The 24432-nt window shown below is 60.1% G+C and carries 14 protein-coding genes; 4 read left to right on the plus strand and 10 right to left on the minus strand.

The window, feature by feature from the left end; translation table 11 throughout:
• Positions 1-39 precede the first annotated feature (39 nt).
• Positions 40-462, minus strand: coding sequence for a YybH family protein (locus CLU80_RS21205; RefSeq protein WP_099758303.1), 423 nt, complete (start codon positions 460-462; stop codon positions 40-42).
• A gap of 10 nt (positions 463-472) precedes the next feature.
• Positions 473-1423, minus strand: a complete 951-nt coding sequence (speB, locus tag CLU80_RS21210; RefSeq protein ID WP_003222717.1) for an agmatinase — start codon at positions 1421-1423, stop codon at positions 473-475.
• Between the two features lie 395 nt (positions 1424-1818).
• Here speB and CLU80_RS21215 point away from each other — a divergent pair, with 395 nt between their 5' ends.
• Both CLU80_RS21215 and CLU80_RS21220 read left to right on the plus strand, forming a co-directional pair.
• Positions 1819-2712 (plus strand): LysR family transcriptional regulator, encoded by an 894-nt coding sequence (locus CLU80_RS21215; protein ID WP_007956593.1) that lies wholly within the window; start codon positions 1819-1821, stop codon positions 2710-2712.
• Positions 2713-2717: 5 nt separating this feature from the next.
• Positions 2718-3314 carry a tRNA-uridine aminocarboxypropyltransferase gene (locus CLU80_RS21220; RefSeq protein ID WP_093438021.1) on the plus strand — a complete coding sequence of 199 codons (597 nt, stop codon included), beginning with the start codon at positions 2718-2720 and terminating at the stop codon, positions 3312-3314.
• Positions 3315-3435: 121 nt separating this feature from the next.
• Here CLU80_RS21220 and CLU80_RS21225 read toward each other — a convergent pair whose 3' ends face one another.
• From CLU80_RS21225 to CLU80_RS21235, 3 genes are all read right to left on the minus strand, one after another.
• The gene (locus CLU80_RS21225) at positions 3436-4797 is read right to left on the minus strand and encodes an HlyD family type I secretion periplasmic adaptor subunit (protein WP_099758304.1); all 1362 of its coding nucleotides are present in this window, start codon (positions 4795-4797) and stop codon (positions 3436-3438) included.
• A 10-nt stretch (positions 4798-4807) separates the two neighbouring features.
• Positions 4808-6967 (minus strand): type I secretion system permease/ATPase, encoded by a 2160-nt coding sequence (locus tag CLU80_RS21230; RefSeq protein WP_093438012.1) that lies wholly within the window; start codon positions 6965-6967, stop codon positions 4808-4810.
• Between the two features lie 167 nt (positions 6968-7134).
• Positions 7135-8493 carry a TolC family outer membrane protein gene (locus CLU80_RS21235; RefSeq protein ID WP_093438007.1) on the minus strand — a complete coding sequence of 453 codons (1359 nt, stop codon included), beginning with the start codon at positions 8491-8493 and terminating at the stop codon, positions 7135-7137.
• 532 nt (positions 8494-9025) lie between these two features.
• On the opposite strand from CLU80_RS21235, the gene CLU80_RS21240 reads away from it, so the two are divergent.
• Complete coding sequence (locus CLU80_RS21240; RefSeq protein WP_099758305.1) at positions 9026-17638, plus strand: retention module-containing protein; 8613 nt, start codon at positions 9026-9028, stop codon at positions 17636-17638.
• Between the two features lie 191 nt (positions 17639-17829).
• Here the strand turns inward: CLU80_RS21240 and CLU80_RS21245 are convergent, their stop codons facing one another.
• The 5 genes from CLU80_RS21245 to CLU80_RS21265 form a co-directional block, all read right to left on the minus strand.
• Positions 17830-18189 (minus strand): DUF6124 family protein, encoded by a 360-nt coding sequence (locus tag CLU80_RS21245; protein ID WP_099758306.1) that lies wholly within the window; start codon positions 18187-18189, stop codon positions 17830-17832.
• Positions 18190-18527: 338 nt separating this feature from the next.
• Positions 18528-19175 carry a retron Ec78 anti-phage system effector HNH endonuclease PtuB gene (gene ptuB, locus CLU80_RS21250; RefSeq protein ID WP_099758307.1) on the minus strand — a complete coding sequence of 216 codons (648 nt, stop codon included), beginning with the start codon at positions 19173-19175 and terminating at the stop codon, positions 18528-18530.
• A gap of 13 nt (positions 19176-19188) precedes the next feature.
• Positions 19189-20592, minus strand: a complete 1404-nt coding sequence (locus CLU80_RS21255; RefSeq protein WP_099758308.1) for an AAA family ATPase — start codon at positions 20590-20592, stop codon at positions 19189-19191.
• Between the two features lie 124 nt (positions 20593-20716).
• Positions 20717-21112 (minus strand): YbaN family protein, encoded by a 396-nt coding sequence (locus tag CLU80_RS21260; protein WP_099758310.1) that lies wholly within the window; start codon positions 21110-21112, stop codon positions 20717-20719.
• Between the two features lie 10 nt (positions 21113-21122).
• Positions 21123-21710, minus strand: coding sequence for a UPF0149 family protein (locus CLU80_RS21265; RefSeq protein ID WP_099758311.1), 588 nt, complete (start codon positions 21708-21710; stop codon positions 21123-21125).
• A 297-nt stretch (positions 21711-22007) separates the two neighbouring features.
• Here CLU80_RS21265 and recQ point away from each other — a divergent pair, with 297 nt between their 5' ends.
• A complete protein-coding gene (gene recQ, locus CLU80_RS21270) occupies positions 22008-24137 on the plus strand; it encodes a DNA helicase RecQ (RefSeq protein ID WP_099758313.1) in 2130 nt (709 codons plus the stop codon).
• Positions 24138-24432 lie beyond the last annotated feature (295 nt).

Below are 24432 nucleotides of genomic sequence, written 5' to 3' on the forward strand. Positions count from 1 at the left end.
AGGCGCGCCTCATCGTGCGTGAGGCGTCACCTGTTTTGGCTAAGGGGATGGCAGCCCTTCCGGCATTGCGGACAAATGTTCGTGGCAGGCCAGCCAATGGCCTTGTTGTTCTAGGCTCGACGCTTGTTTCTTGAAAACAATCGTCTCGCGCTCCTGGCTGAAGTGTTGCTCCCCTTGCATGCGCAGCTCGGTGGCCACATCATGGATGAAAATCGCCACATCACCTTGCAGGCTGACGAAGGCGTTGCTCGACGTGCACGCAAGCACCTCGAAGCCATCCTCGGCGCGCCAGCTGTCCCACAAGGCCTGATAGGCATCGCGCGACAGCAGCGGCTGTTCGAGGGTGTAGAAAACGAAACTCGCATCGGCGCTGAAGGCGCCGAAGTAAGCTTCGCGATCGTTACGGGCAAAGGCGGACACCAGATCGGCGGCCGCTTGCAGAACCTGATCACGTTCGTTCATGACCCGACCCTCAGCGATGGACCACGCCAGGCAGTACGCAGAGCATTTCGTACAGCAGGTTGGCGGCCAGCAGCGAGGTGTTGCCGGTGGTGTCATAAGCGGGCGAGACTTCTACCAGATCGCAACCGATCAGGTCGAGGCCTTGGCAGCCGCGAACGATTTCAATCGCCTGAATGGTCGTCAGACCACCGATTTCCGGGGTGCCGGTGCCCGGTGCCCAGGCCGGATCGATGCCGTCGATGTCGAAGCTCAGATACACCGGACCGCCGCCGACTTTCTCGCGCACTTCGGCCATCAGTGGCGCCAGCGACTTGTGCCAGCACTCTTCGGCTTGAACAACGCGGAAGCCCTGATCGCGGCTCCAGTTGAAGTCATCAGCGGTGTAACCCTGCGCACGCAGACCAATTTGCACCACGCGGTCGCAGTCCAGAAGGCCTTCTTCGACGGCGCGACGGAAGGTCGTACCGTGGGCGATCTTCTCGCCGAACATGTGATCGTTGACGTCAGCGTGAGCATCGATGTGCACCAGACCGACCTTGCCGTGCTTTTTATGAATCGCCCGCAGGATCGGCAGGGTGATGGTGTGGTCGCCACCCAGGGTCATCGGGATCACGTTGTGCTCGAGGATGTTGTCGTAGGCTTCTTCGATGATGCGCACGGCGTCGAGCAGGTTGAAGGTGTTGATCGCCACGTCACCGATGTCGGCGACCGACAGCGAGTCGAATGGCGCCGCGCCGGTGGCCATGTTGTACGGGCGGATCATCACCGATTCGGTGCGGATGTCGCGTGGCCCGAAGCGGGTACCGGGACGCAGCGAAGTACCGATGTCCAGGGGCACGCCAACAAAGGCAGCGTCCAGGCCGGCAGCGGTCGGTACATGGGGGAGTCGGAGCATGGTGGCGATGCCGCCGAAGCGCGGCATTTCGTTGCCGCCCAGTGGTTGGTGAAGAATCTTGTCCACGGGTAAGGCCTCATCGTCTTTGTTTTATTTATGTCGGCGCGCCGTGGAGCAGGGGAGCGGGCGCCGCTGTGGGGCCGATGATGCGAAATGTAGTGAGGGGAAAGAATCGCTACGGGCAAAAACTTAGTTCAGATTTTTCTAAACTAATGGCGGGGCTGGGATTAGACTTTGCGGTCTCGGGATTCTTGCCTGGCTGAACATTGCTGCCCTCACCCCAGCCCTCTCCCGGAGGGAGAGGGGGCTGATCTCCATGGCTTTCAAATCCTGAGATCGACTCGGTATTTCAGGTCGATGTAAATCCCGAATACAACCCGGTCGGCGCCCTCTCCCTCGGGGAGAGGGCTGGGGTGAGGGGCTTTTCCCACAGACACGCAGTTGCAAACCCCGGAGCAGACATGGCCAACGCTTTACCCGACCTGAAACTGTTGCGCATCTTCGTCAGCGTCGTCCGTCATCAGGGTTTCGCCAACGCCCAGCAGGAACTCAACCTGTCGACCTCGGCGATCAGCACCTACATGAGCCAGCTCGAAGCCGCGCTCGGCCTGGTGCTATGCCATCGCGGCCGCGGTGGGTTCAGCCTGACCAGCAAGGGTGAGCTGTTCCATCAGGAAACCCTGCGCCTGCTCGCCGAGCTCGAAGGTTTCGAGCAATACGCCGCTGCGCTCAAGGGCGAATTGCGTGGCACGCTCAACCTTGGCGTCATCGACTCTACCGTCAGCGACAAGGCCCTGCCGTTCGCCGAAGCCATCGGCGCTTACAGTCAGGAACACCCGGCGGTGCATTTGCATTTGTCGGTGATGAGCCCGTACGAACTGCAACTCGGTGTGCAGGACAACCGTCTCGATCTGGCCATCGGTGCGTTTTCCACGCGCATGAGCGGTCTGGTCTACATGCCGCTGTACCGTGAACAGCACTGGTTGTATTGCAGTAGCCGCCATCCGTTATTCAACGAGCGGCGGATTCCCGAGCAAGTCATCACCCAGCAACGCATGGTCGGGCGCGGTTACTGGAGCCAGGCCGAGCTGGCCCGGCACGGCTTCAAACACAGCGCCGCCACCGTGGAAAGTATGGAAGCGCAGCTGATTCTGGTGCTGTCCGGCGCCTACATCGGTTACTTGCCGGAGCACTATGCTCAGGCCTGGGCCGACAAGGGCGATTTGCGTGTGTTGCTGCCAGCGACGTTTGGTTATCAGGCGCCGTTCTCGATGATCATGCGCCGGGGTCGCAGTCGCGAGCCGCTGATCCAGACCTTCCGTGATTTGCTTAAAGCACAGCTCAATCAGGCTTAAGAACGATGTCCAGACCTCAATGCCCGCGCTGCCTGCGCCCCCAAACCCATTGCCTTTGCCCGCTGATCCCGAGCCTCGACAGTCGCACGCGGGTGTTGCTGTTGCAGCATCCGAGCGAGGTTAATCACGCGTTGAATACCGCGCGTCTGGCAGCGCTGGGGTTGAGCAATGCCGAGCTGATCGTCGGTGAGGTGTTCGAGGATTTGCCGACGCTGTTAAGCCGCCCGGGGTATCGGGCGCGGTTGTTGTTTCCGGCCGATGACGCGCAGCCGATGCAGGCTTACGGTGAGTCCGAGGAACCGTTGTTGCTGGTGGTGCCGGATGGCACCTGGCGCAAGGCGCGCAAGATGTTGCACCTCAATCCATTGCTGGCGGCGCTGCCCCGGGTGACGCTGGCCGAGGGCGGGGTGTCGCGGTATCGCTTGCGCAAGGCTCCGGGGCCGGGGGCGTTGTCGACGATTGAGGCGATTGTGCAGGCGTTGCAGACGCTGGAGGCGCCGGTTTCATTCGAGCCTTTGCTCAAGCCGTTCGAGGCGTTGATCGAGGGGCAGATTGCGGCGATGGGGGAGGAGACCTTCCAGCGTAATCATGGTGATAGATAGGCGTTGATTGTGCCGGCCTCTTCGCGAGCAAGCTCGCTCCCACAGGGGAACGCATTCCAAAATGTGGGAGCGAGCTTGCTCGCGAAGGCGCCAGATCAATCACCGCAAATCTTAACAATGACTAGCGCTCACGCATCGCCTCGGTCCGCGCTTTCAACACTGGCTTGAGCAGGTAATCCAGGACACTCTTTTCGCCGGTAATAATGTCCACCGTCGCCACCATCCCCGGAATAATCAGCAACGGTTTCACATCCCCGCCCAAATGGTTTTTATCGGTACGCACCTGAATCAGATAAAAGCTGTTGCCCTTGTCATCGGTAATCGTGTCCGCACCGATCAACTCCAGCTTGGCACTCAGCCCACCGTAAATCGTGTAGTCGTAAGCACTGAACTTGACCATGGCTTTCTGGCCCGGATGCAGGAACGCGACGTCCTGCGGCCGCACTTTGGCCTCGATCAACAGGTTGTCTTCCAACGGTACGATTTCAACCATGTCGCTGCCCGGTTGAACCACGCCGCCGATGGTGTTGACCTTCAATTGTTTGATCACCCCGTGCACCGGTGAAGTCACGGTGGTGCGGCTGACACGGTCGTCGATGGCGATGCTGGTGGCAGTGATTTTCGACAGGTCCGTACGTTTCTCGTTCAGCTCCTTGGCCGCCTCGGAACGGAAGGTCTGCTCGGATTCGTCGATCTTGCTGCGGATCTCGGCAATCGCCGATTCGGCGCGGGGAATCGCCAGCGTGGTGGCGTTCAGCGAGCCACGGATTTCCACGGCGCTGCGTTTCAAACGCAGGATTTCCACGGGTGACACCGCACCGGTTTTCACCAGCGGTTCAGACATGTTCATCTCTTGCTGCAACAGCGCCAGGCTGGAACTGAACTGGCCCTGTTTGGAACGAAACTCCGCCAGCTCCTGAGTCTTCTGCCGCAGCTGTTCGCTAAGCGTACGCTGTTCGCTGGCCAGTCGGCGCTGGCGCTGGTCGTACAGCGAGCGTTCGTCTTCGGCGACTTGCGGGGCTTTGGCGATCACTTCATCGGAGAGCTTGAACGGCCGGCCCTCGGCCTCCGCCGACAGTCGCTCGACCTGCGCGGTCAACGCATAACGATCGGCCTCGCTCTCACCCTTGTTCGAGCGAAAGCGTGTGTCATCCAGGCGCAGCAACGTGTCGCCCTTGTTCACCATTTGCCCTTCGCGGACGAAAATCTCGGTGACGATCCCGCCTTCAAGGTTCTGGATCACCTGCACCTTGCTCGATGGAATCGCCTTGCCTTCGCCCATGGTCACTTCTTCGAGCACGGCGAATTTGGCCCAGACCACTGCGCTGATCAGCAGCGCTGCCGCCAGCCACACGGTGATTCGCGACCAGCGCGGCGAATCCTGTAACGAGGCACCGGCGGTTTCCGGCATGAATTCGGCTTCGGCGCTTTTGCCGAAACTGTCGAAGTAGCCGCGATCTTTGCTATCGGTGGAAGCAGACATGGGGCAACTCCTAAACCGCCGCCGAGCCGACACGGCCCTTGCGCAGTGCATCGATGACCGCTTCCTTCGGACCGTCGGCGACGACCCGGCCGTTGTCCAGCACCAGCAAGCGGTCCACCAGACTCAGCATTGAAGTGCGGTGGGTGACCAGCAGCAGTGTCTTGCCTTGCACCCAGCCGTGCAGCTTCTGCCGCAGTTGGTCTTCGCTGCTGTTGTCCATGGCACTGGTGGGTTCGTCGAGCAGCATGATCGGTGGATCGAGCAACAAGGATCGCGCGAGCAAAACGGCCTGACGTTGACCGCCGGAGAGCAATTGCCCGCGCTCGCCCACCGGCCGGTCGAAACCTTGCGGATGCTGGCGGGCAAGTTCGGTAACGCCGGTCAGTTCGGCGACTTCGAGCATCCGCGCATCGCTGATGTAACGTGCGCCGAGGGTCAGGTTGTCACGCAGGCTGCCGGCCAGCAGCGGCAGATCGTGAGCGACGTAGCCGATCTGCTGACGCAGGTCAGCAACATCGAGTTGGCGCAGGTCGAGGCCGTCGAGCAGCAGTTGGCCTTCCTCGGGTTCATAGAAACCCATGACCAAACGGGCCAAGGTACTTTTGCCCGAGCCGCTGCGGCCGATGATGCCGACCCGTTCACCGGGTTTCAGGCTGAACGAAACATTGCTCAGTGCCGGCGCATTCTGGCCGTTGTAATGAAAGGTCACGCCGCTGACGTCGAGTGCGCCTTGCAGTTGCGTGCGCTCCAGCGGCCGCTGCTTGCCGTCGCGTTCCTGCGGCAGGGCCATCAGCGCATCGGTGCTTTTCATGGTCAGTTGCGCTTGCTGATAGCGGGTGATCAGCCCGGCAATCTGCCCCAGCGGCGCAAGTACACGGCTGCCGAGCATGTAACTGGCGACCAGCGCACCGACGCTGAGGTTACCGGCGATGATGCTGTAGACCCCGGCGACAATCGTCGCCATCCCCGAGAATTGTTGAATGAACAATGTGCCGTTAGTGGCCAGCGCCGACAGATTGCGTGCGTGGCTGTCGAGGCGGGTGAGGGCGCCGTGGGTGCTCTCCCATTTGTGCTGGCGCTCGCTTTCGGCGCTGCAAGCCTTGAGGGTTTCCAGGCCACCGAGGGTTTCGATCAGTACCGCCTGGCGTTCGGCACCGAGGCTCAGGCTCTTCTGCACGGTGTCGCGAAGGCGCACCTGAATGATCATCGCGAAGATGATGGTGATCGGAAACGCCAGCAGCGGAATCACCACCAGCCAGCCGCCGAGCAGGCCGATCACCACCAGCATCAGCACGACGAAGGGCAGGTCGATCAGGCTGGTCAGGGTCACCGCTGTGAGGAATTCGCGCAGGCCCTGGAAGTCATGAATGCTCTGGGCGAAACCACCGATGGTCGCCGGCCGGGCCTTCATCGACATGCCGGTGATGCGTTCAAATAAAGTCGCGGAAAGGATCACATCGGTTTTCTTGCCGGCGGTGTCGAGCAGGTGCGCGCGAACTACCCGCAGGACCAGTTCGAACCCGGTGCCGATCAGCAAACCGATCGACAGCACCCACAAGGTCGAGGTGGCCTGATTCGGCACCACGCGGTCGTAGGTCTGCATGACGAACAGCGGCACCATCAGGCCTAAAAGGTTGATCAGGAAACTGGCGAGAATCGCATCGCTGTAGAGCCATTTCGACAGCTTCAGGGTGTCGCGAAACCATGCATGTACCCTTGGCACCAGCGGCGAGCGCAGGTCTTCGAGTTCGTGGCGCGGACGGGCGAACAAGGCCTGGCCGCTGTAGTGCTCGCTGAGCTCTTCGCGGCTGATCCATTGCTCGCCGCCATCGGCTTCGCTGGGCAGGATCAGCGCTTTGCCGTCGTCGCTGAAGCGCCGCAGAACAGCGGTGCGACCGTCGTTGAGCAGCAGCAGAATCGGCAGATTCAGTGGTGAGATGTCTTTCAGTTCACGGCGCAAAATCCGCGCCTGCAACCCGGCCCGGGCTGCTGCGCGGGGCAGCAGGTCCAGACTCAGGCGTTGCTTGTTCAGGGGCAACCCGGCACTCAGGCTGGCGCGACTGACCGTCGCGCCATGCAGTTTGCAGAGGATCAACAGACCGTCGAGTAACGGATCATCGAAGCTCAGCCGCGGATCGATCCCGGTGTGGCCGGGTTCCATGCTGGTCATATTGATCGCTCCCCTGTTACCGCTTCATTGATCGTTCCCACGCTCTGCGTGGGAATGCCTCTAGGGACGCTCTGCGTCCAGTGACGCGGAGCGTCACGGGCTGCATTCCCACGCGGAGCGTGGGAACGATCAAAAGATCGCAGCCTTCGGCAGCTCCTACATGGGACTTACTTCAGTTCCGGCAGGCGCGCTTCGTTTTTCACTTCGGTCGCGGCGATCGCATCGGCCGGCAGCACCACCCGTTGTTTGCTCAGCAACTGGCCCATGTTCGCCAGCACGCGGTACATCGAATATTCCTCGGTGTAGCGGATTTCGGTGTAGCGACGGTTGGCGTTGTAAAGCTCGTTTTCACTGTCGAGCAAGTCGAGCAGGGTGCGTTGGCCCAGGCCGAACTGATCCTGATACGCGGCGCGTACGCGTTTGGTGGTTTCCGCGTATTCGCGTGCGGTCGGGGTCTGTTTCTTCGCGTTCTGCATGGCGTTCCAGGCCAGGCGAATGTTCTCGTTGAGTTGACGCAGGGCGTTGTTGCGGATGTCCATCGCCTGATTGATCTGGTGCGCATCGGAGGCCAGGCGCGCCTTATCGCTGCCGCCACGGAACAGGTTGTAGTTCATCACCACACCGACGCGCCATTCGTTGTCGTGGCCTTCATCGCCTTGCACATTGTTGTTCGCGCCGACGGCCGCTTCCGCGTCGAAGCGCGGGTAGAACGGCGACTTGGCGACTTCGTACTGGCTCTCGGCCGATTGCACGTCAGCCTGGGCGGACTTCAGATACGGGTTGTTGTCGACCATGCTCTGCTGGGCTTCACGCAATTCGGTCGGCAGTTCGCCACGGGTTGAGGCCGGGGTTTCCAGCTCATCGGGCATGCGCCCGACGACGCTGTAGAAGTTGGCTTCGGCGTCAGACAGATCGACTTCGGCGGTGTCGAGGTTGTTCTGCGCCAGCGCTTTACGCGCAACCGATTGATCGGAGTCGGCGGTGCTGCCGACACCCCGCTCGGTGCGCAGGCCAATCTGATCGTTGACCCGCAAGTGTGCCTGCAGGTTGTTGCGAGCCAGGGTCACCAGTTCACGACGCTTGAGCACTTCGAGGTAGACCTCGATGGTGCGCAGAGCCAGATCCTGGGCAGTGCCTTGCGCGTAGTACGCGCGCGAATTGGAGACGCCTTTGGTGCGTTCGACTTCGTTGGCGGTGTTGAAACCGTCGAACAGCATCTGCCGCAGGCGCAGCTCGGACTGGGTGTAATTGAGGATTTCGGTGTGGTGATTGCCGAAGGCCCGGGTGTTGGTGTTGTCGCTGTAGCCACGGCCATAGGCGGCGTTCAAATCGACGGACGGATAGAAACCGCCCTTGGCGACTTTGACTTGTTCATCAGCCGACAGGCGGGCGTCCACGCGCGAGGCCAGTTCCGGGTGAGTGGCGATGGTGCTTTGAATCGCCTCGGTGAGGTTCATGGCCTGAGCTTGAGAAGTGCAAGCCATGGCCAGCAAAACCGCGCTGCAGAGGGGGGTTAGAACGCGCATGGGTGCATCTCCCTGAGTCCTGATGGTGTGTTACTGTCGCCAAATATTTGACGATATTTTTAGGTGTAGGCGTTTCACTCTTGTAACAACAGAGCTAAGAACATCCTGAAGCGTAGCTAAGAAAAAATTTTCATAAGGCTTATGCCGAAAAAAACTTATGCGCTTTGTAAAAACCGGCACATTGTTCAGCATGAAAGCCTTTGTTTTATGCGCTTTAGGGAGTGCAAAAAGGCTTGAGGAAAGTTCCATTCACTTTGCGACATACGGCGAAGTACTGCTGAAGGGGAGGGACGCGTAGCGGCTGATGGGCGACAGATTTTTGTCACTCGAGTGATTCACCACCGTTACGTAGCGTTAGTAGGCGTATGGCTTTGATCAGGATGCGGAAGTGCTTGATAGCACTGATGTTTCCGGAATAAGCCACCTGCGAAACGAACTGTTGAAGGTGCGAGCGTCGCCTCCAACAACCCGATTGAGCCATGGGCTGCTTCGCTTACCAGTGCCGACGGTGGTCGGCAGCGGAGGATTTCACATGGCAACGCTCATCGGGATAGTCACCAAAGTCATTGGCCAGGTTTTCGCCCAGTCAGCCGACGGCACTAAACGCGCACTGGTTGAGGGGGATCGCCTGTTTGCCGGCGATCAACTGATCACCGGCGCAGAAGGCGCCGTCGCCGTTCATCTGCAAAACGGCCAGGAACTGACCCTGGGCCGTGACAGCAGCCTGACCATGACCGGCCAATTGCTGGCCGATCAAGCGGCGCACGTAAATGCGCCAGAGGCGGTGACCCCGAGCGAAGCGCAACTGACTGACGTTGAGCAAATCCAGAAAGCCATCGCCGCCGGTGATGACCCGAGCAAAAACGCCGAAGCCACTGCCGCCGGCCCGAATGCCCCGGGCGGGGCGCCGGGTGAATTGGGCGGCGGCCACAGTTTTGTCTTGCTGACCGAAGTCGGCGGCCGGGTCGACCCGATCATCGGTTTCCCTACCGCCGGGTTCGGCGGTATTCCCGAATTCCCTGAAGAACGCCACAACGCGGTGATCGACAACGGCGACAACACCCCGGCAGTCGTGGTGCCGCCACCGGTCAACAATCCGGTAACCCTTACCGGCCTGGATGTGGCTGGTGGCGAACTCAATCTCAATGAAGCCAATCTGCCTGACGGCTCGGCGGCCAATCCTGGCGCCCTCACGCAAAGCGGCAGCTTCACTGTGTCGGCGCCGGACGGTCTGACCAGCCTGAGCATTGGCGGCATCAACCTGATCAACGGCGGCGTAGCGGTCGGGTTCCCGCAATCGATCACCACGCAACTGGGCAACACCCTGACCATCACCGGTTACAACCCGGCGACCGGCGTGGTCAGTTATAGCTACACCCTCAACGGCAATGAAAGCCACGCGGCCGGCGATGGCGCGAACAACCTCAGCGAACAGTTCACGGTGATTGCCGGTGACAGTAATGGCGACACCGCGACCGGCACGCTCGACGTCAACATCACCGACGACGTGCCGAAAGCGTTCGATGACAGCAATGGTACGGCTTCAGAGACTCAACTGACGCTGACCGGCAATGTGCTGACCAATGACGTGCAAGGTGCCGACCGTGTGCCCACCGGTCCCGTTACGCCAGGCACGTTCACCGGCACTTACGGCACCTTGGTACTCAACGCCAACGGCACCTACACCTACACGCTGAACACCAATGACGCCGACTTCAAAAACCTGCACGGTGGCGGTAATGGCACGGAAACCTTCGCCTACACCATCACCGATTCGGACGGTGATACCAGCACGGCGAATCTCGTTCTGCAGATCCACAACAACGACGATCCAGTGGTCATCAATGGCCTGAACGTCGAAGGCGGCGAGCTGACGGTCTACGAGAAAAATCTCACTGACGGCAGCGCACCGGATTCCACCGCGCTGACCCAAAGCGGCACGTTCACCATCACTGCGCTGGACGGCGTGACGACCCTGACTGTCGGTGGCATCGCCGTCGTTACCAACGGCGTAGCGGCAGGTTTCCCGCAATCGGTCACCACGCCACTCGGCAGCACGCTGACCATCACCGGTTTCAACGCCACCACCGGCGTGGTCAGCTACAGCTACACCCTGGTCGACAACGAAGCGCACCCAACCGCCAACGGTGCGAACAATCTGCCAGAGCAGTTCGCCGTCACCGTGGTCGATGACAACGGCACCACCGCCAATGCCACCCTCGATGTGAACATCGTCGACGACTTGCCAAAAGCCGTGGATGACAGCAACACCGGAACTGCATCGGAAACCTTGCTGACTCTGACTGGCAACGTTTTGACCAACGACGTGCAAGGCGCCGACCGCGTGGTGACCAACGAAAGTGCCGGCCCGATCACGGCCGGCACCTTCACCGGGACTTACGGCACCTTGGTACTCAACGCCAACGGTACTTACACCTACACGCTCAACACCAACGATGCCGACTTCAAAAACCTGCACGGTGGCGGTAATGGCACGGAAACCTTCGCCTATACCATCACCGATTCGGATGGTGATACCAGCACGGCGAATCTGGTTTTGCAGATCCATAACAATGACGATCCAGTGGTCATCAATGGCCTGAACGTCGAAGGCGGAGAACTGACGGTCTACGAGAAAAATCTCACTGACGGGAGCGCACCGGATTCCACCGCGTTGACCCAAAGCGGCACGTTCACCATCACCGCACTCGATGGCGTCACGACGCTGACTGTCGGTGGCATTGCTGTCGTTACCAATGGCGTAGCGGCAGGTTTCCCACAATCCGTAACCACTCCACTCGGCAGCACGCTGACCATCACCGGTTTCAACGCCACCACCGGCGTGGTCAGCTACAGCTACACCCTGGTCGACAACGAAGCGCACCCCACCGCCAACGGTGCGAACAATCTGCCTGAGCAGTTCGCCGTTACCGTAGTCGATGACAACGGCACCACCGCCAATGCCACCCTCGACGTGAACATCGTCGATGACCTGCCAAAAGCCGTGGATGACAGCAACGCCGGCACCGCGTCGGAAACCTTGCTGACTCTGACCGGTAATGTCCTGACCAACGATGTGCAAGGCGCCGACCGCGTACCGACTGGACCGATAACTCCGGGCACCTTCACCGGGACTTACGGCACCTTGGTACTCAACGCCAACGGCACCTACACCTACACGTTGAACACCAATGACGCCGACTTCAAAAACCTGCACGGCGGTGGCAACGGTACCGAGACGTTCGCCTACACCATCACCGATTCCGACGGTGATACCAGCACGGCGAATCTCGTTCTGCAGATCCACAACAACGACGATCCGGTGATCATCAACGGCCTCGACGTGAATGGCGGTGAACTCACCGTCTACGAGAAAAACCTCAGCGACGGCAGCGCACCGGATTCCACCGCGTTGACCCAAAGCGGCACGTTCACCATCACCGCACTTGATGGCGTCACGACCCTGACTGTCGGTGGCATTGCTGTCGTTACCAATGGCGTAGCGGCAGGCTTCCCGCAATCGGTCACCACGCCACTCGGCAGCACGCTGACCATCACCGGTTTCAACGCCACCACCGGCGTGGTCAGCTACAGCTACACCCTGGTCGACAACGAAGCGCACCCAACCGCCAACGGTGCGAACAATCTGCCAGAGCAGTTCGCCGTCACCGTGGTCGATGACAACGGCACCACCGCCAATGCCACCCTCGATGTGAACATCGTCGATGACCTGCCAAAAGCGGTGGATGACAGCAACGCCGGCACCGCATCGGAAACCTTGCTGACCCTGACCGGCAACGTCCTGACCAACGATGTGCAAGGCGCCGATCGTGTACCGACCGGGCCGGTAACCCCGGGCACTTTCACCGGGACCTACGGCACCTTGGTGCTCAACGCCAACGGCACGTACACCTACACGCTGAACACCAACGATGCCGATTTCAAAAACCTGCACGGCGGCGGCAATGGCACCGAGACGTTCGCCTACACCATCACTGATTCGGACGGTGATACCAGCACTGCCAATCTGGTGCTGAACATCCACAACAACGACGATCAGGTCTACCTCAACGGCCTCGACGTCAACGGCGGCGAACTTACCGTCTACGAGAAAAACCTCAGCGACGGCACCAGCCCCGACACTCCGGCGCTGACCCAGAGCGGCACCTTCACCGTCACCGCCCTCGACGGTCTGCAAACCCTGACCGTGGGCGGCATCAACGTGGTCACCGGCGGCGTGGCCGCAGGCTTCCCGCAATCGATCGTCACGCCGTTGGGCAGCACGTTGACCATCACCGGTTACAACCCGGCGACCGGTGTGGTGAGTTACAGCTACACCCTGGTCGACAACGAAACCCATCCGAACGCCAACGGCGCCAACAGCATCACCGAGAACTTCAACGTGGTGGCGACGGACACCGATGGCAGCACGGCCAGCGGCCAGATCAACGTCAATATCGTCGATGATTTACCCAGCGCCCATCCTGACGCCGCGTCGGTGGCGGAGGGCGGCACGGTCAGCGGTAATGTGTTGGACAATGACATTGGCGGCGCCGACGGCCCGGCCGTGACCGGTGCCGTGGTCGGCGTGCGCGCAGGCGCCGACACCTCGACTTCGGCCATCGGCGGCCTCAACAGCAACATCAACGGCACCTACGGCTACCTGACCCTGGATGCCAATGGCAACGCGGTCTATCACAGCAACCCCAACGCGGTGAACGGCCCGGGCGCGGTGGATGTGTTCACCTATACCGTGCGCGATTCCGACGGTGATGAAAGCACCACCACCATCACCATCGATGTCGCCAACAGCAAGCTGTACGCGACCAGCGACACTGACGTCACCGTTTACGAGAAAGCGCTGGACCTGACCAAGGACGGCGCAGATCTGGCGCCCGGTACGGTTACCGGCAGCGACCCGACCAGTACCGGCGAAACTGCGTCCGGCACCCTGGTCGGCGCGGTCACCGGCGCCGTCGGCGCGATCAGCTACGCGCTGGTTGGCAGCGCCACCGGCAACTACGGGCAGATCGTCCTCAACCCCAACGGTACTTACACCTACACCCTGACCTCGCCGGCGAGCACCACGCCGCATGCCGACGACGGCGCCAATACCCTGAGCGAAACCTTTACCTATCAGGCCACCGATTCGCTGGGCAACGTTGTCACCAGCACCATCGTTGTCAGCATCGTCGATGACGTGCCCAAGGCGATGAACGATAGCAACGCCAACAGCGCCTCGGAAACGCAACTGACCCTGACCGGCAATGTGCTGACCAACGATGTGCAAGGCGCCGATGTGGTCGCGACCGGACCGAATGCCGGGCCGATCACCGCCGGCACGTTCACCGGCACTTACGGCACGCTGGTGCTCAACGCCAACGGCACGTACACCTACACGCTGAACCCCAACGATGCCGACTTCAAAAACCTGCACGGCGGCGGCAACGGTACCGAAACCTTCACCTACACCCTGACCGATGCCGACGGCGACACCAGCACCGCCAACCTGGTGCTGAACATCCACAACAACGACGATCCGGTGGTGCTCAACGGCCTCGACGTCAACGGCGGCGAGCTCACCGTCTTCGAGAAAAACCTCAGCGACGGCACCAGCCCCGACACTCCGGCACTGACCCAGAGCGGCACCTTCACCGTCACGGCGCTTGATGGTCTGCAAACCCTCACCGTCGGCGGCATTGCCGTGGTCACCAACGGTGTCGCCGCAGGCTTCCCGCAATCCGTCGTCTCGCCGCTGGGCAGCACCTTCACCGTCACCGGTTACAACCCAGCCACTGGCGTGGTCAGTTACAGCTACACCCTGGTCGACAACGAAACCCATCCGAACGCCAACGGTGCCAACAGCCTCACCGAGAACTTCAACGTGGTGGCGACGGACACCGATGGCAGCACTGCCAATGGTCAGATCAACGTCAACATCATCGATGACCTGCCGACCGCCAAACCCGACACCGGCTCGGTGGCGGAGGGTGGTACGGTCAACATCAGCGTGTTGGGCAATGACATCAGCGGCGCCGATGGCGCAGCCTCGGTGGTCGGCGTGCGCGCCGGCAGCAACACCGGCACTTCGGCCATCGGCGGCCTCAACAGCAACATCAACGGCAACTTCGGTTTCCTGACCCTTGATGCGGCGGGCAACGCCGTCTATCACAGCAACCCGAACTCGGTGAGCCCACCCGGCGCCACCGACACTTTCACCTACACCATTCGCGACAGCGACGGCGATGAAAGCACCACGACCATCACCATCAACGTTGCCGACAGCAAGCTGGTGGCCTCGGTCGATCAGGACGTAACGGTCTATGAAAAAGCCCTCGACCTGACCAAGGACGGCCAGGATCTGGCTGCCGGTACGGTCACCGGCAGCGATCCGAGCAACACCGGTGAAACCGCGACTGGCACGCTGGTCGGCGCAGTTACCGGCGGTACGGGCGCGATCACCTACACCTTGGTCGGCAGCGCCACCGGCAGCTACGGGCAGATCCAGCTCAACGCCGACGGCACCTACACCTACACGCTGACCTCGGCGCCGAAAACCTCGCCGAGCGCCAACGACGGGGCGAACACCCTGAGCGAAAGTTTCACCTACAAAGCCACCGATGCACTGGGCAACAGCACCACCAGCAGCCTTGTGGTGAACATCGTCGATGACGTACCAAAAGCGGTGGCCTCGGATCGTTCGGTAGCGGCGGTGGAGATCGATTCCAACCTGCTCATCGTGCTCGATATCTCCGGCAGTATGGCCGACGCCTCCGGTGTGCCGGGCCTGTCGCGGCTGGACCTGGCCAAGCAGGCGATCAGTGCCTTGCTCGACAAGTACGATGACCTCGGCGATGTCAAAGTCCAGCTCGTCACCTTCAGCAGCAACGCCACTGACAGAACGTCGGTATGGGTCGATGTGGCGACCGCGAAGACGATTCTCGCCGGTCTGTCGGCGGGTGGCGGCACCAACTACGACGCCGCGGTGGCGGTCATGCAAACCGCGTTCAACACCTCGGGCAAACTCACCGGGGCACAGAACGTCGGTTACTTCTTCTCGGACGGCAAACCCAACGAGGGCGACATCAACGCCGCTGATGAAGCCGCGCTGAAAAACTTCCTCGATGCCAACAACATCAAGAACTACGCGATTGGCCTGGGCAGCGGCGTGAGTAACGCCAACCTTGATCCGCTGGCGTACGACGGCATCACCCACACCAACACCAACGCGGTGGTGGTTACCGATCTCAATCAGCTCAACTCGGTGCTGTCCGGCACCGTAGAAGGCGCGCCGGTCACCGGTTCGTTGCTGGGCGAGGGCGGTACCTTCGGCGCCGATGGCGGCTTCATCAAATCCATTGTCGTTGACGGCACCACTTACACCTACGATCCGAAAGCCCTCAGTGGCCAAGGCTCGTTGACCGCCACCGGTGGCGTCAACCATGGCACCTTTAACACCGTAAACAACACGTTGAGCATCGCCACCAACAACAGCGGCACCTTGGTGATCAACCTCGACACCGGCGACTACAGCTACACCTCGCAGAAAACCACGGCGGTGGTGATTACCGAGAACATCGGCTTCACCCTCAGCGACAACGACGGCGACCTCGCCAGCTCGACGCTGACCGTGAAAGTGATCCCCAACGCGCCACCCGTGGCGGTGGACGATCACGTCATCACCAACGTGTTGTCGAGCAACATCGTGGTGCCGGGCGAGTTGCTGCTGGCCAACGACACCGATCCGAATGGCGATACGCTCAACGCCACACCGACCACCTTCAATACTGGTTGGATAGCGAAGGGCGCGGACTTCACCGGCACCGGTGCGATCACGTTCAACGGCAACAGCAACACTGCCGCCAACCAGACCCTGGCCGATGTGCGCAATGCCTTCGCCGCCAACACCGCAGCGATGACCGCGGTGTTGGTGATCAGCGGCTACCTCGGCGCGGTGACCAACGCCAATGCCAACGATGAAGACCTGATCACGGTCAAACTGAAACAGGGCGAAACGCTGAACCTGGATCACAACCTGGCGGCCGGGCACGTCACCCTGGAGTATTCGCTCAACGGTGGCGCGTTTGTCGCGATTGCCGATGGCGGCACCATCACCGCCAGCGCCGATGGCACCTACCAGATCCACGTCACCAACATCAGCAATACCAGTGGCGGTAACCCGAATGCGGCGGAAAACTACCAACTGACCATGACAGTCAATTACGCCGGGGCCCACGATCTCACCCCGGACTTCCACGGCAGCTACACCGCCAACGACAACCACGGCGGCAGCGACACGGCCAACGTGACCATCAGCTATCAGGACGGCCACACCCTCACCGGCACCTCGGGGGATGACGTGCTGGTAGCCGGCACCGGCGACAACATCCTCAACGCGGGCGACGGCAACGATGTGCTCACCGCCGGTTCCGGCAACAACGAACTGCACGGCGGCGCCGGCAACGACTTGCTCTACAGCGGCCCGGGCAATGATCTGCTCGACGGAGGTACCGGCATCGACACCGCCAGCTACGCCCACGCCACCGCCGGGGTCACGGTCAACCTCGGTCTGCTCGGTGCGCAAAACACCGTCGGCGCGGGGACGGACACCCTGACCGGCATCGAAAACCTCGTCGGCTCGAACTTCAATGACACCCTGACCGGCGACAACAATAACAACGTGATCAACGGTGGCCTGGGTAACGACATCCTCAACGGTGGTGGCGGTGATGACCTGCTGATCGGCGGCATGGGCAATAACACCATGACCGGTGGCGCAGGGGCCGACACCTTCCAGTGGCTCAAGGGTAACAGCGGCCATGACCTGATCACCGACTTCACCCCCGGCACCGACAAGCTCGACCTGTCGCAACTGCTGCAAGGCGAAAACGGCACCACCGCCTCACTGGATGACTACCTGCACTTCACCGTCACTGGCAGCGGCGCCTCGCTGCTCACCAGCATCGACGTCAGCGCCATGGCCGGCGCCACGCCGAACCAGACGATTGATCTGGCCGGCGTCAACCTCGCCAGCCATTACGGTGTGACGCCAGGGGCGGGCGGCGTGGTTGCCGGTGGGCATGACACGGCGACGATCATCAGCGGGATGTTGAATGATCATTCGTTGAAGGTGGATACGGTTTGAACTGAGGGCTGAAACGACAAAACCCGCCGCCCCGTTCAACCGGGGCGGCGGGTTTTTTCTGCCTCACGTGATCGTTCCCACGCTCTGCGTGGGAATGCAGCCCGGGACGCTCCGCGTCCCCTCCAGAGCCGAACGCAGAGCGTCCGAAGAGGCATTCCCACGCAGAGCGTGGGAACGATCGGTTGTCTGACCTACTGCGGCAACTCCAGATTATCCATCACCCGATTCACCGCCAGCTCCCCGAGCATGATCAATTGCGCGACCCCCAACAGCGTCCTGCGTTGCGACGCGGGTATGAGGTGGGCGAAGTCATGGGCGATGGTTCTGGCTGAGGCGAGTGTTTCGCTGGCATCGGCCAGCAGTTCCTCGTTTTTGAAGTCTGCGGTGACGGCGTACATCCTGCGGGCTTTGCGTGGCGGTGGGGTCGAACCGGGTGGGCAGAGGTAGTGATCGAGGGCGCGTTCGGCGGCGTCGTTGAGCTTTTTTGAATCGAGGGATTCGTAGGGGGAGGCGAGATCGATTTCGGGTGGGTTGGGTGTTGGTTTGATCATGGTGAAGCTCCTATTAGAGTGGAGCCGCCCAGAACTGTCGCTAAACAGGAAGGTGGCGGCTGTACGCAGGTTAGCGAACCGGTTATAGGCACCCGGCAGACCCGAGGGTCTCCCGCATACAGCCACCATAGCGAAGTTGCAGACATTGAATCTGCCACAAAGCATGGAGCGCTGATGCACCTATTACAGATTTGGGTCGCTAAACCCGATCGCTGACTCTTCAGCGACCGCACCACAATAGAACCCGCCCCCAAGGCACACAAGCCGGCGGATTCTGGCGTAGCTGTAGGTAATGGCGCAAGAATTTGTAGCCTGTAAGGCGTGTCTGGAGGTGTCTCTTAAACAGCCCGAGATTTCGACAGGGTGTGTCGTATGGCTGTAGAGAATGGCAAATGGGCGATGCTCTGAATCTCGTCTTGCAGAAACTCCTGAAGATCGTCTGGCGACAGTTCTTCGGCTATCGCCATCAGATCCTCAACCGTTTTCTGGTGAGGGCGGATTGCCTCTCGTCTCATGGCGCGCAAGGCCCCGTTTTGCGCGTCCAGATTGAATATGCGCAGCGTCTCGACGGCGCGCGTCCGCGCCCGGTCATCCAGATTAACGAGTGGGCTGATTGTGCCGTCACTGATAAAAAGCAAAAAACCGTCCGGATCATCCTCGTCAGGTTTAAGCAAGCTTTTGTGATCGTAGGGTGGGCAATTGTCTTTGAATTTTCCGCAGGCCTCTTCCCGACAACATGAATTGAAGAGATTGGTCCATTCGAATGTACCTTGGGTATATCCGTGCCTTTGTCGAAAGTGCTCGATATGCGAATGTCCTATCGTGCTGACATCCGCTTCACAGTAGGCGCAACGAGTATCTTGCATAGTTTGAAGACACTGGCGGATCTGCTCTTTGTCTGCATGTGTCACATCAGCCCATTTATTTATTCCATGCCTATAACGAGCAAGACAGTTTGGAGCCGTACCTCGAATCAGTTTTCGCATCCGCCCGACTTCCTTATTTTTTTTGTGTCAGTTGTTTGCGTTTGAATGTTTCGAGGCGAATCAACCGATCACAATCAAGCATGTCCGGATGCTGGGTACCAAAATGCAAGTTCAGGTATTCGCGTAGCACCAAACCTTGTTGTGATTTATGCAGATCTTGCTGAATCAGCGCCATGTACTCGCTTAATTTGCGAGAAGGCTCATTGTCAGGTGTGGGATCAATGCCCATCACGTATGCCAAGACTTGTGAACTGGCGACCCCTTGGGTCTGTTGATCGACATTGCTGATTTTTACTTGCAGCAATTTGTCTTCAGTTACGGTGTGCAGGACACGGATACACTTTGCCCTCACCGAGGTGATTACTTGCGGGCTATGTGTCGTGACGATGAACTGAATATTTGGAAAGGCACCGAGCAGATCAGGTATGACCGTTTGTTGCCACGCAGGATGAAGGTGCATGTCGACCTCATCGATCAATATCACACCCGTGCATTGGCGAGGCGCGGTAATGCCCAAGTGAGGATTTAGCTTTATACAGCGATAGGCGATATCTGCCGCCAAGGCAACGATGTTGCGGATACCATCGCTGAGTTGGCTGACTTTCAGCGTCCCATGAATTGGATGCTCAAGTACGAGATCGGAAAACTCACTACTGTAAGCCAGATTTCTCCAGCCAGTTTGAGTCGCGAGGACAGCATTTACTGCATTCTGGACAGCCAGTACCGGATGCGCGAACTCATCCTTGACATCAATACTCAGATGTCCGCGTTCAATGTTGCGAATTTGCTCATCGCGGTAACTGCGGAAAATTCGCGTGTACCACTTAGCGAAGTGCTTATAACTGGATGCCGGATCCAGACAATCGCGGTAGGCGTACGTCCTGGAAAATTCGGCGTTTTCCGCCTTCTCGAATGCAGCGGTCAGCTTTTTCTGACTCCAGAGCCGACCGGTGCCGTAGTAGGCCAGAACGGGTAAATCGAATGGAGGCTGGTCCGAAACTGCGCGGTTGAAAATCTGTACCTCTAGGGTTTCGGCTGCTGCCTCAAGCTTGTTGGCAGCGTCATCACCGCGGGTCTGTGTGCCTTTACGAATGCTTTCACGGCGCCGGGTCCACTCCCAGTTTTGTCCATGCAGAGTTGCTTGAGCAGACAGTCGAGCAGGAAGAGATGGTTCCATTTGATGCGCTTTTAGGGGGCGCAAAAAAACGTCTTCCGGATGAATTCCGGTGATGTCATTGGTAGTGCTGCCGAGGTCAAACCCGCGAACGTAAGGCCACAACGCCACCTTGATAGCATCCAACAGACTTGTCTTGCCTTGACCGTTGCGCGCGACCAACAAAGTCAGCTGAGTATCGAGTTCAAGTGTCAGCGATGGGAAACAACGGTAGTTTTCCAGCTCCAGCCTGATCAGTTTCACAGACTTTCCTCCATGTAGACCGATGCCAGGCTGCGGCAGTGGTGGTGTTTCCAAGGATCAGATTTGGCGCAAATTCTACTGTGATTGGAAAGAGGTGCATACCTGTCCTCTATCCATTAGTGCATCAAGGTTTGCGCAAAGTCTTCTGCCGCAAAATATAAACCGTCACCAACACCGCACTGGTCACCATGAAACCCCGCGCCCACGGCAACGGCACCAGGTAGCAGGAAAACAGAATGCTCGCCCACATCAGCCCGATCGCGTAGACCTTGCCCTTGAGTGGTATGCCGTTGCCATCGAGGTAATCGCGGATCCATGGCCCCAGCCGGGGATGCTCGACCAGCCATTGATAGAAACGCGGAGAGCTGCGCGCGAAGCAGGCCGCGGCGAGCAGAAGGAAAGGGGTGGTGGGCAGGACGGGCAGGAAAATCCCGATCACCCCCAATGCTACGCTGAGCCAGCCGATGGCCAGCAGGAAATAGCGCAACATCAGGGGGCGGTTGCCTATGGGGTTGTCCATAGGCCGGATCTTAGTGGTGACGTGGCTTGAGGATCGCCGGTTTTTCGTCGGGCGCCTGGCACAGCAGGTACAGCGCGGTCAGGGCTTCCGGGATCTGCACGATCATGTCGTCCATCAAGTTGGCGTCCTTGGCGATGTCTTCGAATTCCGGCTGTTCGTCGAACAGGCCCGAACCGACCATGATCGGCAGCAACATTTCGCTGACTTCTTCTTCGGCGGTTTCGAACCAGGCGGCTTCACGCAGGAACACGCCTTCCATGAAACCGATGCACCAGCCGCGCAGTTCGGAATCGTCCGGCTCGTCGCCCAGATCCAGATCGCATGGCAGCTCGAACTCTTCATCCGAGGCCAGTTGACGGGCGATGTGGGCCTTGAGGCCGATCAGGGTGGCTTCGATCTCTTCGCGCTGGGCGTCGCTGCTGTAGTGCGGCTCTTCGGCGAACAAGGCGTCGATCCACTCACGCTCCGGTACGTCCTCAGCGCAGATCGACAGCGCGGTCAGGTAGCCGTGAGCGGCCACGTAATCCAGCGCCTCGTCATGCAGCTCGTCGGCGTCGAGGAAAACTTGCAGGCGGGTCAGTTGCTCAGCGAAGGACATTACGGGGCTACCTTGGGGAATAAACAATGCGGGAATTCTAGGCCTTCTTGCGCGCTCAAGCCAGCCGCATGGCAGATTTGCCGCAATTGCCGGGCCACATGCCAAACCTGTGGCAGGTTTATCAGTGTCTTATCAGCGGCACCCTGTGCAGGGGAGGGCTCGGGTATACTGCCGCGTTTTGCGATCCCTGCCCGCATTGCGGTTGTCGTGCAATGCGCTCTTACGTTTTGTTTAAGCAGCTCCGGCTGTTCTGAACCAGCCTGCGCAGGGATGTATCGGTAGATTTTTGGAGTTTTTATGCTCGAACAGGCTCAACGCGTCCTCAAGGACATCTTCGGCTACGACAGTTTCCGTGGCCGTCAGGGTGCAATCATTGAGCGCGTGGCCAGTGGCGGTGATGCGCTGGTGCTGATGCCTACCGGTGGCGGCAAGTCCCTGTGCTTTCAGGTGCCGGCGCTGTTGCGCGATGGCCTGGCGGTGGTGGTGTCGCCGCTGATTGCGCTGATGGACGATCAGGTCGCCACCCTCGAAGAACTCGGTGTGGCCGCCGCCGCGCTGAACTCCACCCTGAGCGCTGAACAGCAGCGTGACCTCGCAGCGCGGATCAAGCGCGGCGAAGTGAAGATGCTGTATCTGGCGCCCGAGCGTCTGGTACAGCCGCGCATGCTGTCGTTCCTGCAAGGCTTGAACATTGCGTTGTTCGCCATCGACGAAGCGCATTGCGTGTCGCAGTGGGGCCACGATTTCCGTCCGGAATACCTGCAACTGGGCCAGTTGGCAGAGATGTTCCCCGATGTACCGCGTATCGCCCTGACCGCCACCGCCGACAAGCGCACCCGCGAAGAAATCGTCACCCGCCTGCACCTGCAAAATGCCGAGCGCTTCCTGTCGAGCTTCGACCGCCCGAACATCTTTTACCGCATCGTGCCCAAAGAGCAGCCGCGCAAGCAGTTGCTGGCGTTCCTCGCCGAGCGGCGCAGTGACGCCGGCATCGTCTATTGCCTGTCGCGCAAGAAAGTCGAGGAAGTCGCGGCATTCCTCAGCGAGCAGGGCTTCCCGGCGTTGCCGTATCACGCTGGTCTGCCCAATGATCTGCGCGCCTTCAATCAGAAGCGCTTCCTCAACGAGGAAGGCTTGATCATGGTCGCCACCGTGGCGTTCGGCATGGGCATCGACAAGCCCAACGTGCGTTTCGTCGCCCATCTCGATCTGCCGAAATCCCTTGAGGCGTATTACCAGGAAACCGGGCGCGGCGGCCGTGACGGTCTGCCGGCGGATGCGTGGATGGCCTACGGTCTGCAAGATGTGGTGATGCTCAAGCAGATGCTGCAAAACTCCGAAGGCGACGAGCGGCACAAGCGTCTGGAGCAACACAAGCTCGACGCCATGCTGTCGCTTTGTGAAGAGACCCGCTGCCGTCGACAGACCCTGCTGGCGTACTTCGATGAAGACATGCCCGAGCCGTGTGGCCATTGCGACAACTGTGTCGATGGCGTGCAGACCTGGGACGCTACCGAACCTGCACGTCAGGCATTGTCGGCGATTTTCCGTACCGGTCAGCGTTATGGCGTAGGTCATCTGGTTGATGTGCTGTTGGGCAAGGACAACGAAAAAATCCGCAGTTTCGGCCATCAGCATCTATCGGTGTGGGGCGTCGGCAAGGTGTTGAGCGAGAGCGAGTGGCGCTCGCTGTTCCGTCAATTGGTGGCGCGCGGTCTGGCGGATGTCGATCACGAAGGTTATGGCGGTCTGCGTCTTAATGACAGTTGCCGGCCATTGCTCAAGGGCGAGGTCACGCTGGAGCTGCGCCGCGATCTCAAACCGCAGGTTACGGCCAAAACCGCCAGCAAGAGCCCAGCCAGCCAACTGGTGCGCGGCGAAGAGCGCGAACAGTGGGAAGCCTTGCGCGCCCTGCGGCGCAAGTTGGCCGAAGAGCATGGCGTGCCGCCGTACGTCATCTTCCCCGATTCCACGTTGTTGGAAATGCTCCGCAGCCAACCGACCTCGCTGGCGGAAATGGCCCGGGTCAGCGGTGTCGGCGCACGCAAGCTGGAGCGCTACGGCGATGCCTTCCTCGAAGTGCTCGGCGGCGAGGCCGAGGCGCCGAAAGCGGTGGCCGACGTGCGCCACGAACTGATCACCCTGGCCCGCGCCGGCATGACGCCGCTGCAGATCGCCGGTCAGTTGCAGTGCTCGGAAAAGAACGTCTACACCATGCTCGCCGAGGCGATCGGCAAGCAGCAGTTGTCGCTTGAGCAGGCGCTGGATTTGCCGGAAGAGCTGATGGGTGAAGTGCAGGACGCGTTTCTTGATGGTGAGGGCGAGTTGCCGTCCGTCGCCGAAGTGGCCGAGCTGTTTGCCGGGCGTGTGCCGGAGGGCGTGCTGTATTGCGTGCGGGCTGCGTTGCAGTCTGAATTCGAGATGTAATTTGGCTCCGGCCCTCATCGGAACGCCGCCCGCCCAGCCCTCTCCCAAAGGGAGAGGGGGCCGACCGAGGTGTCATGCGCCATACATCGACCTGAAAAACCGAGTCGATTATGGATTCACCAAAGCACGTTCAAGTCGCTGAATATCCCGAGCAGCCTCACCCTAGCCCTCTCCCTTTGGGAGAGGGCTAGGGTGAGGGCCGTCCAATTCCGGATTCAGCAAAGCATTCCCAAGTCGCTGAATATCTGAAGCATCCCCCATTCAGTCCCCTCTCCCTACGGGCGGTCCGACGTTT

The organism is Pseudomonas sp. 29, assembly GCF_002754355.1.
Lineage (GTDB): Bacteria > Pseudomonadota > Gammaproteobacteria > Pseudomonadales > Pseudomonadaceae > Aquipseudomonas > Aquipseudomonas neuropathica.

What these genes read in the sequence shown, in the direction of transcription:
- CLU80_RS21265 (WP_099758311.1), bottom strand. Translation starts at nt 21,710, where the DNA reads ATGTCCTTCGCTGAGCAACTGACCCGCCTGCAAGTTTTCCTCGACGCC.
- ptuB (WP_099758307.1), bottom strand. Translation starts at nt 19,175, where the DNA reads ATGCGAAAACTGATTCGAGGTACGGCTCCAAACTGTCTTGCTCGTTAT.
- CLU80_RS21260 (WP_099758310.1), bottom strand. Translation starts at nt 21,112, where the DNA reads ATGGACAACCCCATAGGCAACCGCCCCCTGATGTTGCGCTATTTCCTG.
- CLU80_RS21225 (WP_099758304.1), bottom strand. Translation starts at nt 4,797, where the DNA reads ATGTCTGCTTCCACCGATAGCAAAGATCGCGGCTACTTCGACAGTTTC.
- CLU80_RS21230 (WP_093438012.1), bottom strand. Translation starts at nt 6,967, where the DNA reads ATGACCAGCATGGAACCCGGCCACACCGGGATCGATCCGCGGCTGAGC.
- CLU80_RS21215 (WP_007956593.1), top strand. Translation starts at nt 1,819, where the DNA reads ATGGCCAACGCTTTACCCGACCTGAAACTGTTGCGCATCTTCGTCAGC.
- CLU80_RS21245 (WP_099758306.1), bottom strand. Translation starts at nt 18,189, where the DNA reads ATGATCAAACCAACACCCAACCCACCCGAAATCGATCTCGCCTCCCCC.
- CLU80_RS21235 (WP_093438007.1), bottom strand. Translation starts at nt 8,493, where the DNA reads ATGCGCGTTCTAACCCCCCTCTGCAGCGCGGTTTTGCTGGCCATGGCT.
- recQ (WP_099758313.1), top strand. Translation starts at nt 22,008, where the DNA reads ATGCTCGAACAGGCTCAACGCGTCCTCAAGGACATCTTCGGCTACGAC.
- CLU80_RS21240 (WP_099758305.1), top strand. Translation starts at nt 9,026, where the DNA reads ATGGCAACGCTCATCGGGATAGTCACCAAAGTCATTGGCCAGGTTTTC.
- CLU80_RS21220 (WP_093438021.1), top strand. Translation starts at nt 2,718, where the DNA reads ATGTCCAGACCTCAATGCCCGCGCTGCCTGCGCCCCCAAACCCATTGC.
- CLU80_RS21205 (WP_099758303.1), bottom strand. Translation starts at nt 462, where the DNA reads ATGAACGAACGTGATCAGGTTCTGCAAGCGGCCGCCGATCTGGTGTCC.